This is a genomic window from Nostoc sp. (assembly GCF_036917815.1).
Classification (GTDB): Bacteria; Cyanobacteriota; Cyanobacteriia; order Cyanobacteriales; family Nostocaceae; genus Nostoc.
The window spans coordinates 161,695-175,681 of sequence record NZ_JBALEK010000061.1; the positions used below are offsets into that span (position 1 = coordinate 161,695).

Here is a 13,987-nt window from a genome sequence, read left to right on the forward strand (position 1 = left end):
TAGAAAAAATCAATTTAGGCAAAATTCAAGAACCTAATGTTGAGCCAGTAGGGGAAGAGCCGCCTTGCTGGAGCATCTGACGTGCTAAGTTCATACAATTTGCACAAGTACAGCCAAACTTTACCTGTGCATACTGTTTAACCATGCTATCTGAAATTCCAGATATTTGAGGAAAATCTTCCTGGGAGGAAGTGCGAGTGACAGTTGGAGCAGGTGCAATTACACCTAGTATTTTATTTGGCATGAGAGCTTGAGCAGAGTAAGGAGTTAGGAATGCTGTAGCTACAGAGCTAGAGCAACCAAGTATTGTCAAAACTTTCTTGTTCATAGCACGTATTTTCAGTAAGTTGATTGTAGCTATTTTGACTAAACTTCAATTGTTTAGTAATAGCAGATATTTATGCTTATGCTAGACTCTAATTTGATAAACGACAAGGTAAAATTTTTGTGATTAATAAAACAACGCTGACACTAATTAGCAGTTCTTGTGTTTTGTCTTTGTTAGTCTTGATGAGTCATATTGCTGTCGCAGAAAGTTCACGTTCTGTACATACAACTAACAATAGCCTAAAGCACAAAATTGCTGATACCGTTGCTTCTTCAACAAATAGTTCTGTTATACAAACAACTAAAACTGTTGACATACAAGTGAATCCACGAGTGTTTTCTCTAGATGCAAATAGTGATACTGTTGGGGATGTGGCTATTGCTAAATTTGGCTGTGATTGCTCTAGTTGTCGTGCTTTGGCACTTCAAATGTTGCAAAGTGGAAAGTTAACTCTTTGACAAGATGTTACTAAATATAGAGTTTATTGATCAAAATGACTACATTGTTATCTGCGGTTGGTAAAGCGGAACTTTAACAAACCTATTCATAAAATTCAATCGCTTCTGGTTCACAACTGTAACATCCACCACACTTTTTCCCATCCTCCATTTTGCGGACTCGACCTTTACGGATTAGCTTACTCAGCATTCCTCGTAAAGCATTTCCATCCATACGAAAGTGGAGTTGCATATCTGCAAGAGAGGCTTTTTTGTGCTGGGAAAGGAATTGTTGTAGTTCACTAACTGTCAATCTGGCGCTACAGGACAATAAAATAGGACTTACGCACAAGTTACGGAATAGCGAACCGCAGAGGCGCAGAGGACACGGAGAAATCAGAGTTTGAGAGATATTTTGCGTAAGTCCTGTAAAATTCGTGATGACTAATTGTAACCACGAATACTGTTTGTAAATTAATTGGCCAGCGCAAGTAAATTGGCCAGATGTATGATATTCTTGATCTATAGGGAATATAAATCGCTAAAGCACAAAGGATCTCCAAGCACTTGCGCTCTAGTGAAAAAGCCAAATCCCATAAGTTCACCAATAGTTTGATGAACTGATGATCTTGCTCCACAAGTATCTGGAGGATTGTGGAAGTAGTTGATCGGTAGCAGTTCCTAAGTTCGGGGGAACTTTAGTCTGCTTGCAGTTCATCAATTGCTTTTGGGATAAACCCCTTATTCATTTTTTTAATTTTCATAAATAAATTTAGTTGCTCTGAGACCCTTTTAGCAGAGGGAAAAATTATCTTTGCAAGAAAGCAGAGGGGCAGAGGAGAAAAATGATTTTCGGTACAAGCTATGACCCCTGTAGGCGGAATCTTCCAGGAGATTCTTGCTTCAAATAGTCCACTTAGTACAGTATTTCACAAGTTTGTAACGAATTAATTTCCGAAAAACTCTGCTTACCTCTGCGCTAACTCCGCTTACCTCTGCATTTGTAACCCCTACAAATTTGGGCTTTTATGTTTGCAGCTACCCACAGCTAGTAGTCTGTCAAGAAATAATTGACGGATAGATTCCCTGTAGAGACGGCGATTTATCGCGTCTCCCTAACCGCCAAAATGAATTTGACAGACCACTAGATTGAAGCTTAATAATTTATTTCCAGGCTTCCTCTGAGTGTTTATCGTAATCATTGTAAGCATTCACCAGACCATTGAGAACTTCAGCTGTAGTTTCAAAAAGAGCCTGAGCCTTTGGCTCTTCGATTTTGCTAATATCTTCACGCAAGTGTGCTATCAGATCGTTCAACTGACCTTTGATTTTCGCTGTATGGTAGTGTGGATCGGTTTTGGCTAGGTTTTGTTGGGTTGTCATGAGCTTACTCCTGGTATAGAAAAGAATAATTTCTATTCTGCTCAATTCTAACAATACTTTCGCTGATTATAAGATGAGTATATGTACGTAAATACTTATACCAAACCAAAATTATTCGATTCTCTCCTTGAAGTTAGATAAAGCACATCATTCGTCCCCTTCTGGGGGTAGTCGGCGATCGCACCACGGTATTAATAAAGATTTGTCCTGGACACTCTAAGAGACTGCGATAGTGTCGATTGAATTAACTGACTCACTAAAAAGTCTGCTTAAAGAAATAGAATTTAAATCATTTATCTCCTCATATACAGTTAAGATAGTCTGTCTATATCCATGAATTAACATCTTATTTTCTGGGTGCATCCCTATTTTGCAGATTTATTTTGTAGTGCGTTCGCGTAGCGTGTCAGAAGGACAAACATCTTGCTCACTTGAATCTATTATGCGAGCAAGATGCTCGCACTACTTGTTAGATTATGGTATGCTCCCTATTTTCTCAGAATAACTATGGCTTTTAATCTATACAAAACTGTCTATCAATAGCTGGTTTTATGCCTAATGATTCAATTTTTATTCATGCTATTGTTATACATCTTACTATTATCAATCAAAGTTTCTGTTAGGATTTTTAAGTCAAGTAACTCAAAGATTTTTTATTCTGAGAATACAAAAGCTCAAAGAGTATTTCTTGATATCAGCTATTGTCGTTTGCCAAATTAGTGTAAATCTAGCTAGAGCCAGAGAAAGATTTTCATTCATCTTTGCGTTCGTGCTGTTAGTAGCAAGGACTGTACTTATTGAGATGCACGCTAATCGGATTAAAGATTTTGGCTATTGTTTAGGAACGTGGATTAAATAAAATGCAAAACCTCATCTTGTCTTTAGCCTACCTCTGCTTGTAAAGGAGAGGGATTGAGGGTGAGGTAATGTATGTTATTTAATTCTTATAGAAAATTTTGGCTAATAAATAGTGCTAACAAATAATTTGGCAAAGGACACCGCACCTTCTAAATTCTAAATCTTGACTCTTTTGTATTAATCTTCAGTACCAGGAAAGGCATGAAAAATACTCAAACAAAAATCAACCAACCACTCAAAGAAACAGCTTGCAAACATAACCAAAATAAATTGGGTGGCAATAAAAAAGTAACTTGCACAAAACCACCACAACCAGGTAAAAATCAAGGAGGTTGTCCTTTAGAGAGAGCGATGGTTTCTGTCAGAGGTATTACTGATGTTGTTCATTTGGTACATGGTGCTATTGCTTGTACTCATAATCCTTGGGCGACTCGTGGTAGCCTCTCATCAGGCTCTCAATTATACCAAACTGCTTTTACTACTGATTTAGGTGAAAGTAATGTCATTTTTGGTGGTGGAAAGAAACTGTACCAAGCTATTCTTGATGTTGCTCAACGCTATAATCCTGCGGCTGTTTTTGTCTACGCTACTTGTATTACCACTTTGATTGGTGATGATATCGATAGTGTCTGTAAACTGGCTGCACAGAAAATTGATATTCCAGTTATCTATGTAAATGCGCCTGGATTTCTTGGTAGTAAAAATTTAGGTAATCGCATCGGCAATCAGGCTTTATTGAAATATGTAATCGGAACATTAGAGCCAGAATTTACCACCCCTTTCGATATCAATATTATTGGTGAGTACAACGTTGCTGGTGATTTGTGGAATGTTTTACCACTGTTCAAGAGATTGGGTATACGCGTTCTCTCCAAAATTACGGGTGATGTACGCTATAAAGAAGTTTGCTATGCTCATCGTGCCAAGTTGAATGTAGTCATTTGCTCAAATTTAGTGCTACCAATGGCGCAAACAATGCAAGAACTTTATGGAATTCCTTATGTTGAAGAATCTTTCTTCGGTGTGGAAAACTTAAACCATTGCTTGCGAAATATTGCCGCAGCATTAGGGGATAAATATCTTCAAGAACGTACAGAATTATTGATCAGAGAAGAAAACGCAGCCCTAGATATTGCCCTAGCTCCCTACCGTGCCCAGTTGAAAGGCAAGCGGATTATTCTTGCTAGTGGTGGTGTAAAAAATTGGTCGTTTATTTTAGCGGCCAAAGATTTGGGAATGGAAGTGATTGCTACTACTAGCGCCAAGACTACAGAAGAAGAGAAAGCCAAAATTAAACAATTGCTTGGTGAAGATGGCATTGTTTTGGCCGATGGAACTCCCCCGGCATTACTACAGGTACTCAAGGATACAAAAGCTGATGTGTTGATTGCTGGATCTGGCAATCAATATACAGCGTTAAAAGCACAAATTCCTTTTTTGGATGTTAACCATGAACGCCATTATGCCTACACTGGTTATGTAGGGCTGGTGGAACTGGCACGAAAATTGCATGAAGCCTTGTATAGTCCTGTGTGGGAGCAAGTTAGTAAACCTGCTCCTTGGGATGAAAAAATCAACAATGATGTCGTTTGACAAATTATTTTCAAAATTAATACAGTGCAAGCATTTCACTGATTTTGAATGGGTGGTTTATTTACGCCGTGTTGTACTAGGAGAAATATAGCTGCTTGATTTTACAGTTTTAGAATCAATCGGCGTTTGTGGCGGAACAATATTCCTTCTGCCTCGAACTGTTGCAATGTACGTGTTACAATAACTCTTGACATATTCAAAACCTCAGCTATTTCCTGATGTGTAGTATAAAATTCAAGGGAATAAATCATGGGAGGCAATATTATGAGAATAAGTAAAAATATTAAATTCTTTGAGCCTCTTTTACTAAGTAGGTAAATAAATCATCAAGAACTCGATTGGCTGATAGATAGCTGCCAGCGAGCCAACAAAATTCATCAACTATATGAATTTTTCCCTGCCTAACAACATTCAGCTTTGACCACAAAGGTTCTGCCATTAGTTGACGGAGAGCGCTGTTTGACTCTGCTGGTTCTTTGAAGCCATAGCGTAAGATAAATAGGACATCTCCATCTATCTGGCTGAGTACCTCTGAAAATACACTGTAGCCAACAGGGCTACCCTCTTTCTTTTTAGTTCCTTTTGCATCCAGATTTTGCGAGGGAGGACGAATTAGACCAGCATCCTCTAAGATGACTCCAGAGAATGAACTCTTGGTTGTCGCGTCAATTAGCTTTGGCGAGAGGCGCACAACAGAAACTTGAGTCTTTTTGAGTCGGGAACCCATTTTTTCTTTGAACTCGGCGATGCGTGCGTTATATTTATCGATTACAAGTTTTGCTGCTTCAGTTTTCCCCAAAGCGTTTGCTGCCGGCATAAACGACTCTTTCCAGTCTCCACTGTTTGGCATCTTAACCAAAACGGTGGGTGCAATATGGGACAATAAACTGTAGTTGTCCCGGTTTTCATCAACCGTGCCTAAGATCAAGTCCGGTTTAAGAGTCATAATCTTCTCTAGGTTCGTCGGCGCAAAAGCCGCGCCAATGTCTTCAATACCAAGTTGCTTATTATCTAACCCTAGCCCCTGGAGGGTTAAAGCCAGACCTGGAGCGCCCACCAGCTTGACCCCCAGAGCTAGAGGTATTTGCACGAGCCATCGTTGGATAACAACGACTCGTTGAGGATGGACGGGAACTAGAGTTTGACCCATTGCATGTCGGACTAGGTGGACTTCTACAGGTGAGCTTTGACTTGAGGAAACGAGGCTAATGTCGCGCTTTGGTAATTGAGGATTCAAGAAACTGCAAGCAGAAACCACTAGGAGCGTCAGTAGCACAATCAAGTAGAACTTAAACTGAGGCATATTGACAAAGTGAACAAGATAGAGTTTGTAGGAGAGTGATTGTGGTTAAGTGCGATCGCGTCAGTTTTGACGACAGTCATCGCACAAGGTTAAATTGATGGGTAGTGTGAGCATCTTGCTCGCGTCGTGAGCTAGACGCTCACACTATCAACCCGTCAAAATGAATTTGACAGACTAATACAGCTTCTTTCCTCAAAACTTATAACTCACTGTCCCCTGCACCGTAAATGGATCTTCAGGATAAACAAGTTGGATAGTTCGGGGGGTGAAGTACTGAACATTGAACAGATTCTTGAAGTTGAGTGCAAGGCTAAGGTGGCCTTTTTTGTAGTACACAGCTGCATCAGTACGTATATAACTGGGGACAGTGAAGTCATTGTTCAAATCTCCCTCCCGTTCGTCAACATAAAATAAACCCAAGCCAAACCCTAATCCTTGCAGCTTACTCTTGGAAAAAGTATAAGTTGTCCATAAACTCGCGCTATTCAAAGGGACATTCGGCAGTCGATTGCCAATGGCATATACATTATCCGCTGTTATCCGTGCATCCGTGTAAGCATAGGAAGCAATTACATTCCAGCCCGGCAATATCTCCCCCGTAACATTGAGTTCAATCCCTCGGCTACGTTGCTCCCCCGTTTGGACATTAAATGTGGGATTATTCGGATCAGTCGTCAAAACATTGGATAGAGTCAGTTGATAGAAAGCAAGGGTTGAAGATAGCCTGCTTTGGAGGGCATCAGCTTTGACTCCCACTTCGTATTGCGTACCAAAACTGGGTTTAAATAAACTACCCCCAAAGGTGGTGCCAACATTCTGGGAGAAGGATTGACTGTAGCTGGCATAGAGTGAGATGGGTTGGATAGGTTGATAGACAAGACCTACACGAGGACTAAATGCCTGATTGGGTTGAGTATTATTGAGACTTGAATTTAAAAAGTTGGTAACGCTACTCTGGACAAAATCTCCTCGTCCGCCGAGGACTAACTTCAGATTGGAAGCAAGCTTGACTAAATCTTGAATGTAAAGGCCGATGTCATCATTTACCGTTTTTTGATTAAGTGTAGAAATAACAGCACCAACTGGCTGACCATAGACGGGGTTAAATACATCTATAGAACCAATAGTACTCGTAGTCCGATTGTAGATATTGAGTTCTCTGTACAAGTCAAAGCCTGTGGTTAATTCATTCTGAAGACCGCCGATTTGAAATTTACCTGTCAGATGGTTGTCTAGAGCATACTCGTTATCTACACCTGGTCCTCCTATATCGGTTTGCTCTGAGCGGGTCAAAGTCTGATCATTAGATTTTAGAGTGACAGAATTGGCACTATCTCTTAGAAAGCCAACAAACCTAACCTTAAAAGCATTCACCCAAGACCAGTTATCATTAAAGCGATGTTCCAAGTTATAGCCCAACAAAACAGAGGTAGTGTCGTTTTTGGCGTTCACATCCAATGTGTTAAGACTGAGCGGAATCTTTCCGTTTGGGTTCGACAAAACAGTTCCTACAGCAGGTAGTCCTGTTCTCGGAAACTGCTGCTGGTATCGGAATTCTGTTTCAAAAGTGACTTTTGTATTGGGATCTATTTGCCAACTAACAACGGGCGCAATTAGATAACGCTGGGAGTTAAAAAAGTCAACAAAGCTTTCTGTATTGAAATAAGAAACATTTAAACGATAAAGGAGCGTTTTGTCAGAATTCAGAGGCCCAGAAATATCTAAAGTTGGTTGATACAAACTATAACTACCGACAGTCATACTGGCAGCAAAGTAAGGCTCACTCAGGGGCTGCTTGGTGATAAAATTAATCGTGCCACCTGGATTGCCTTGGCCGTAAAGGACAGAGGCAGGTCCTCTGAGAACCTCTATCTGTTCAATGTCGTTGAGTTGAGTTTGTCCCGTTGTAGCTCCTCCTATATAGTCCTTAAGACCGTTGCGAAGGATGTTACTTGTCTGAAAACCCCTAATGGTGAAGACATCACCATTGCTCGGCGAATTGAAAGCCTGGATCACACCGACGCTTCTTAAAGCATCAATAGCGTTAATGGCTCCTTGATCCTCCCAACTCTGCCGAGGAACCACCTGAATCGATTGAGGAATGTCGCGTAGTGGCGTTGGTGTTTTTGTGGCTGTACTCGCGTCAGGAACGTTATAACTTCCTTCAGCCTCCCCAATCACATTTAACTCAATGGGTGGTTGTTTCTCTGGTGTCGGTTTTGGCTGCTGTGCTGTGGATGCAGCAGGAGTTACCCCAAACACTAAACCTTCACTCTGACTATCAAATAACTCCACCACAGGCGCACCCTTTTCCCCAACTACTGTCACCCGCAGGGTGTTAGCATCCCCATTGGCTACTGTAATCAGTGCAATTCCTGCTACTGGCAATGATACTTGAAAACTCTGCCCATTTGCTAATTGCAACTGAGCATTGGGTATATTCGCAATGTAGGAATTACCTTCAGTTTTCCCAGAAACGGACAATTTCTCAGAATTGGGCGTAACTAAAATTAACTCTATGCCTTTATCTGTGTTGTTCACCTTCACATCTGTAACTGACACAACAGGAGTTGTCGCTTGACTTATTTGAGAAACAGAGTTCTGATTCCTGGGTGTCCTTAATAAATATACGGCACTGCTCTTGCCAAATTGCAACTTCCTGAGACTGGGAATCTCTGTCGTTGGTTGTATTGCTGTAGTTAAAGTTTTTTGTGATGAGAACTGCTGTTTACCAGCGTTAATATTTGGGATTTCTTGACCCAAAACTGGTATAGACATCGCTAAACAAGAACTAGACAGCACAAAACTGTGCCAAAAAAAGCTAAATTGTTTTTGTAAATACACTCCTCAAACCCTCACACCCAATTGAATTACGCAAGCAATTACAAACTGCTTGAACCACAAGTATTTCCGCTTTTTAAGCGTGTCATTGATGAATGACTTTAAATATTTGCTACGACTTCCCCAATCTTGCTGATGTCATAGCCACCGAGAACCTCTAATTGCGATCGCACTAGCCGATGTCCCAAGATATTGAGAAACTGCTGTACTGGTGATTGTTCCAAGTATTCTTTGAGAATCACCAAGTCGTATCGCGCTTGATGTAGGGGAATAAATCCCAACCCAAAGGCAGCAGCTATAGATGCCGTACTGATGCCTGCATCAGCGATTCCTGACACTACAGATAAGGCAACATCTTGATGGTTGTGGGCGATATGGTCTAATCCTTTCACAGTCTGGAATGGCACTCGTTCTTCAAGGAGTTTCCGTTCTAAAAGCATCCGACTGCCAGAACCCACTTGCTGGGTGACAATAGTTGCGCCAAATTCTACTAAGTCGGAAACTGTTTTAACTCCCATTGGGTTTCCTGGTGGGACTAACAATCCTTCTTCCCAAACTCCAAGGGTAATCAAAACGAAATTCTTACCTGTTGCGGCTTCCCGCACAAAGGGAATGTTATGTTCCCCAGTTTTGGGATCATATAAGTGCATCCCTGCAATGTGAACTTCACCTCGGCACAAACTACGTAATGCCGCCTTGCTGTGGGCGAAACGATAATAAACTCGCAGTTTTGGATGCCAGCATTCAGTTGCTCTTGCTAAGAGGGAAAGCACAGGTGTACAACCAGCAATCACAACTGTATTTTGTAGTTTATCTATATCATTCAGCAGCCTAACCAGGACTTTATTTGTACCGTTCTGGCTCTTTGCTTCACCCTGCGAGTGATGCTCTTTCCTCTCTACGAGACACTGCGCTAACGCTGGGCGATCGCTGACGCTAATAACAGGTTGCTGATTCACTGCAACCATCTCACCATCAGATGGAATCATTTCGATGCGAAAAGCATCATTCCCAACCAGGGGATAAGCTATCCATTGATCCCCAACTCGTGCTAGATTAACACGCGATCGCTGTTGGTTAGAGGCTGATTCGGCAACAATGGCCTCAATTTCAGGTAAATCCCCCTCTAGCCAGAATAACTCTTCAACTGTGCAGCCAAGTGCTTTGGCTAAACGCAGGGAAACGGTAACTGAAGGAGCATATTGTCCCGATTCCAAACCACCAATAGTCTGACGGGTGACACCTGCGATATTAGCCAATTCTTGCTGGCTCATGCCCAAGCGAGTTCTAATTGACTTCAGATTGTTGCAAAGATTCACGTCCGGTTTCATGAGGTTGTATGTATCTCTCCATTAAAAAAAGGCCGCAGATGACAAAGTTAAAGCTTCGACTACGCTCAGCTTTAACGTCGAGCGGAGCCGAGACGTTAACCTGCCAGGGCAATAGCAAGGTTTTCTAGTGTTTGCCGTTTTTGTTGGCAAACATGTTGATGTTTTGAGAATTTTGCTGATTTTCAGCAAGTATATCATACACATAGCCAATATATTTAACATTGAGGAATGCGATTTAGCGTCGGCGCAGCCCAAATTAGGCATCGCTTTTTGATCATTTGCTAACCAAGTTGGTCATCACCAAGAGAGAATTCTCAAATCCGAATGGCACGCTTATAAGGCGCAAACCCTTAATATGGCTGGATGAGAGGGTGTAGGGGTTGCACGGTCAAGAATCAAGAACTCAATCAGAATACTAATGCGGCTAAATAATTTAAATCATCATGTTCTCATGACAAATGAGTGGCTTAGGAACGAGTCACAGATGACATGGATTTGTCCTGGCTGCCTAGAACACCGACAGGAGTTATATCATGTCCGCATAATTTAGTTATGATTCCCATAGTCATTGCACCCCACACGCCAGATGCTCCACTTGGGGAGACCCCAACTTAATCCCCTCCCCGCTCTTCGGGAGGGGAGACAAAGCGTAGCTTTGGCGGGGTGGGGTTCTTCAGGTTTGATAAGTAATCAAGCGGACATGATATTACGCAACTTTCACAACCAATGGCGCTTGCACTCTCGTTCCCACGCAAAACAACTAGAGGACAAACATGGAAACATCTGGACGTTGAAGTTGCTGAACTAAATAATTTGATAGCAATCCATGCTTAATTTGATAGATTGTAATACCTGTTTTATAAGCTAAATCTTTGAGTCTAAGCCAAACTAAAATAGCGCGAGACTTTCATGATTTCTTTGAATACGACCCTTGCGACATTGACACGATTCAATACCAGTCAATTGTTTTAATTCTCTATAAAACTCCTCAACCTAAATCGAACCTTACACACTGTTTGTACAACGTCCGTAGAACGTTGAGATAAATCGTTTGTAGCGATAAAATCCGTTCTGTCGGTGGAGACAGTTACCCGGAATAGTTTCACTGTATTATCAACAAGTCGATTCAGTCTGTGATAGCAAGCAGGTAAATACATGCTTATGATAGTTGATGTAGGCAGCAGATTTGAGAATTTTCTTCCCGTCAAAATTTGTGTAACTATATTCTTCTTCCATTAGCAAATCATCCAAAATTCTTAAGTCTTTTAGTGCTTTTACCTGTATACCGAACAGTTCAGCAATACCTACATAAAGCTCATAAGTACTGGAGTTATTAGCCAAATAAAGTATACTAAATTACTGCAAAACCCGTCAATAAAATCGTTGATATATGCAGAAGCTATTGACTCTATTCTTAATAAGGCTTCGGTCTTGGCTGATACTTACCCACAAACGTCCAGGGTTTATCAGTTGGCGTTGCATAAATGCGGGATGAATTGGCGGTTCAAGCCATGAAAATTCCTTCTAAATTGGGCGAAATCATCCCATAATTCAGCAATGCCTATCAGTCTTGTGTTTTATTAGTGAATCGTTGTTCTAGCGGGCACCATATCAAAAAAATTTTGCTCTTTGCAAGTAAATTTGCTATATGTATGATATTCTTGCTATATACTGAGTGCCTTGCCCTAGCAGCTTTTTATATTTTTTTAGTGTTTTAATATTGCAGAAAAACTGGAAAAGTCGGACTCCGCCAATTCCTTATTACCCATGAACGCAACCACTACCAATCCACAAAGATACAATACTCGTATCCTCAGCCTAGCTATAGCAGTTTTATTACTGTTACTGGGCATATTTGCCAGCATTAGTTACGGTGCTGCTGACATTTCTACCTCCCAAATACTTACCGCCTTTACCAACTTTGATAACTCCACCGAACACATAATTATCCGCTCGATCCGCCTACCGCGTACACTGATTGCAAGTATGGTCGGTGCTAGTTTGGCTATAGCTGGGGCGTTAATGCAAGGGCTGACTCAAAATCCCTTAGCTGCGCCTGGGATCTTGGGGATCAATGCAGGTGCAGCCTTAGCAGTGGTAGTAATGGTCTTTGGCTTAGGTATATCTTCACCAGCCCTGATTACCCTTGTAGCATTTCTAGGAGCATTGTTAGCAGCGATCGCAGTTTATGCCCTCGGTTCTCTGGGACAAGGGGGTACAACACCACTGAAGTTGACTATCGCTGGTGCAGCCCTCACCGCCTTACTATCATCAATTACTACAGGTGTACTGATTTTGAGCGATCGCACTCTGGAAGAAGTTCGCTTCTGGCTAGCAGGTTCTCTCGCAGGAGTGAACTTCAATCTATTTCTGACTGTCCTACCTTGGATGATAGTGGGGCTATTAACAGCCTTTGCCTTAAGTAGACAGATCAATGTTCTCAGTTTAGGAGAATCGGTAGCTACAGGTTTAGGTCAACAAACAGGTTGGATCAAGTTGATAACAGCATCGAGCGTTGTCATACTAGCGGGAAGTGCTGTAGCATTAGCAGGGCCTGTCGGCTTTGTCGGTCTGGTAGTTCCCCATCTGGCGCGGGGAGCGGTGGGTATTGATCATCGTTGGGTATTGCCTTGTGCGGCTGTGTTTGGTGCAGATTTACTAGTATGGGCAGATTTAGCAGCCCGTTGCTTAATTAGACCCCAAGAATTACCTGTTGGCGTGATGACAGCAATGTTAGGAGCGCCCTTTTTGTTGTATTTAGTGCGTTGGCGGGTGAAGAGATGACAACAATTCAAAATTCAAGTTGCGCTTCAAGCGCACTAAAGGTGCGACTCAAAATTCAAAATTTAATCCTCGGCAACCAGTCTGTAACTAGAGTATTGTTGGTAGTGGTATTAATCACCCTCACTGTCTTGGGAATGAGCCTCAGTTTGGGAGATTACCCTGTCCCACCGGCAGATATAGTGAAAGCTGTTCTTGGTTTACCAACTCAAGATCCAGAATCTCCCTTTGTTGTTGTTACCTTGCGTTTACCTAGAGTGTTAATCTCTTGGTTGATCGGAGTAGGCTTGGGAGTTGCCGGTGCAATTTTACAAGGATTGACACGTAATCCTTTAGCTGATCCTGGCATCATTGGCGTAAATGCAGGTGCAGCCTTAGCAGCAGTGAGTTTGATTGTATTATTCCCGGCTGTACCCACTATGTATTTGCCTCTAGCAGCCTTTGGTGGTGCTTTTGTTGTCGCCTGTCTCATCTACTTGCTAGCTGGGACGGGGGAAAAATCACCTCTGCGTTTAGTGTTGGTGGGAGTAGCACTCGCGGCAATTATGGGAGCTTTTACTACTTTGATGTTGACTTTCGGTAAAATCAGCAACGTCAGTAGAGCGCTGGTGTGGCTGGCGGGTAGTGTTGCTGGTAAAAGTTGGGAGCAACTTTGGCAACTGCTACCTTGGCTAGTCGTCTTCGTTCCCTTAGCTTTACTCCTGGCGCGGGAACTTGATACTCTGCAATTGGGTGACTTGGTAGCTAAAGGACTCGGTAGCCGAGTCACATGGCAAAGGAGCAAATTATTGTTAGTGAGTGTGGCACTGGCTGGGTCAAGTGTAGCGATTGCCGGTACAATTGGCTTCGTTGGATTAATGGCTCCTCATTTAGCACGCAGACTTGTTGGATCAATACATCAAAATTTATTACCAGTCGCCGCCTTAATCGGGGGATTATTGGTAGCATCAGCAGATTTTCTGGGTAGAACTTTGTTTTCTCCGACAGAATTACCCTGTGGTTTGCTCACTGCTGCCTTGGGAGCGCCTTATTTTATCTATTTACTGTATCAAAGGCGGCAACGATGAGTATTAATTGCTTTGATATACTACCAAATAGTTGGAATCAAATAAGTCATGTTAGTTTTATGAGG

General features: G+C 41.9%; 12 protein-coding genes and 1 pseudogene. 4 read left to right on the plus strand and 9 right to left on the minus strand.

What is annotated here, in order from left to right; translation table 11 throughout:
- Positions 1-25: 25 nt before the first annotated feature.
- Positions 26-328 carry a hypothetical protein gene (locus tag V7K97_RS18885; protein WP_334802543.1) on the minus strand — a complete coding sequence of 101 codons (303 nt, stop codon included), beginning with the start codon at positions 326-328 and terminating at the stop codon, positions 26-28.
- Between the two features lie 119 nt (positions 329-447).
- On the opposite strand from V7K97_RS18885, the gene V7K97_RS18890 reads away from it, so the two are divergent.
- Positions 448-786, plus strand: coding sequence for a hypothetical protein (locus V7K97_RS18890; protein WP_334802544.1), 339 nt, complete (start codon positions 448-450; stop codon positions 784-786).
- Positions 787-868: 82 nt separating this feature from the next.
- Here V7K97_RS18890 and V7K97_RS18895 read toward each other — a convergent pair whose 3' ends face one another.
- Together V7K97_RS18895 and V7K97_RS18900 are read right to left on the minus strand one after the other, a co-directional pair.
- Complete coding sequence (locus tag V7K97_RS18895) at positions 869-1,117, minus strand: FeoC-like transcriptional regulator (RefSeq protein ID WP_334802545.1); 249 nt, start codon at positions 1,115-1,117, stop codon at positions 869-871.
- 812 nt (positions 1,118-1,929) lie between these two features.
- Entirely contained in the window at positions 1,930-2,148 is a 219-nt protein-coding gene (locus V7K97_RS18900) for a hypothetical protein (protein ID WP_094332111.1), read from the minus strand.
- A 1,059-nt stretch (positions 2,149-3,207) separates the two neighbouring features.
- Here V7K97_RS18900 and nifE point away from each other — a divergent pair.
- Entirely contained in the window at positions 3,208-4,599 is a 1,392-nt protein-coding gene (gene nifE / locus V7K97_RS18905) for a nitrogenase iron-molybdenum cofactor biosynthesis protein NifE (RefSeq protein WP_334802546.1), read from the plus strand.
- Positions 4,600-4,700: 101 nt separating this feature from the next.
- Here nifE and V7K97_RS18910 read toward each other — a convergent pair whose 3' ends face one another.
- From V7K97_RS18910 to V7K97_RS18930, 6 genes and pseudogenes are all read right to left on the minus strand, one after another.
- Entirely contained in the window at positions 4,701-4,850 is a 150-nt protein-coding gene (locus tag V7K97_RS18910) for a helix-turn-helix domain-containing protein (RefSeq protein ID WP_442936914.1), read from the minus strand.
- Between the two features lie 32 nt (positions 4,851-4,882).
- Positions 4,883-5,902 (minus strand): iron-siderophore ABC transporter substrate-binding protein, encoded by a 1,020-nt coding sequence (locus V7K97_RS18915; protein WP_334802547.1) that lies wholly within the window; start codon positions 5,900-5,902, stop codon positions 4,883-4,885.
- Between the two features lie 192 nt (positions 5,903-6,094).
- A complete protein-coding gene (locus V7K97_RS18920; RefSeq protein WP_334802548.1) occupies positions 6,095-8,680 on the minus strand; it encodes a TonB-dependent siderophore receptor in 2,586 nt (861 codons plus the stop codon).
- Between the two features lie 164 nt (positions 8,681-8,844).
- Positions 8,845-10,017, minus strand: a complete 1,173-nt coding sequence (locus tag V7K97_RS18925; protein WP_442938916.1) for a substrate-binding domain-containing protein — start codon at positions 10,015-10,017, stop codon at positions 8,845-8,847.
- A gap of 817 nt (positions 10,018-10,834) precedes the next feature.
- A pseudogene (locus tag V7K97_RS32115) lies at positions 10,835-11,180 on the minus strand (IS701 family transposase); the annotation flags it as partial.
- 7 nt (positions 11,181-11,187) lie between these two features.
- The gene (locus V7K97_RS18930) at positions 11,188-11,415 is read right to left on the minus strand and encodes a hypothetical protein (protein WP_334802550.1); all 228 of its coding nucleotides are present in this window, start codon (positions 11,413-11,415) and stop codon (positions 11,188-11,190) included.
- Between the two features lie 426 nt (positions 11,416-11,841).
- On the opposite strand from V7K97_RS18930, the gene V7K97_RS18935 reads away from it, so the two are divergent.
- Complete coding sequence (locus V7K97_RS18935) at positions 11,842-12,858, plus strand: FecCD family ABC transporter permease (RefSeq protein ID WP_334802551.1); 1,017 nt, start codon at positions 11,842-11,844, stop codon at positions 12,856-12,858.
- Entirely contained in the window at positions 12,855-13,922 is a 1,068-nt protein-coding gene (locus V7K97_RS18940; protein WP_334802552.1) for a FecCD family ABC transporter permease, read from the plus strand. Before V7K97_RS18935 ends, V7K97_RS18940 begins: the two co-directional genes overlap by 4 nt.
- Positions 13,923-13,987 lie beyond the last annotated feature (65 nt).

Excerpts from the sequence above, each read along its gene's own strand:
- V7K97_RS18910 (WP_442936914.1), bottom strand. The coding sequence starts at position 4,850 with ATGATTTATTCCCTTGAATTTTATACTACACATCAGGAAATAGCTGAG.
- V7K97_RS18900 (WP_094332111.1), bottom strand. The coding sequence starts at position 2,148 with ATGACAACCCAACAAAACCTAGCCAAAACCGATCCACACTACCATACA.
- V7K97_RS18935 (WP_334802551.1), top strand. The coding sequence starts at position 11,842 with ATGAACGCAACCACTACCAATCCACAAAGATACAATACTCGTATCCTC.
- nifE (WP_334802546.1), top strand. The coding sequence starts at position 3,208 with ATGAAAAATACTCAAACAAAAATCAACCAACCACTCAAAGAAACAGCT.
- V7K97_RS18940 (WP_334802552.1), top strand. The coding sequence starts at position 12,855 with ATGACAACAATTCAAAATTCAAGTTGCGCTTCAAGCGCACTAAAGGTG.
- V7K97_RS18925 (WP_442938916.1), bottom strand. The coding sequence starts at position 10,017 with ATGAGCCAGCAAGAATTGGCTAATATCGCAGGTGTCACCCGTCAGACT.
- V7K97_RS18885 (WP_334802543.1), bottom strand. The coding sequence starts at position 328 with ATGAACAAGAAAGTTTTGACAATACTTGGTTGCTCTAGCTCTGTAGCT.
- V7K97_RS18920 (WP_334802548.1), bottom strand. The coding sequence starts at position 8,680 with ATGTCTATACCAGTTTTGGGTCAAGAAATCCCAAATATTAACGCTGGT.
- V7K97_RS18915 (WP_334802547.1), bottom strand. The coding sequence starts at position 5,902 with ATGCCTCAGTTTAAGTTCTACTTGATTGTGCTACTGACGCTCCTAGTG.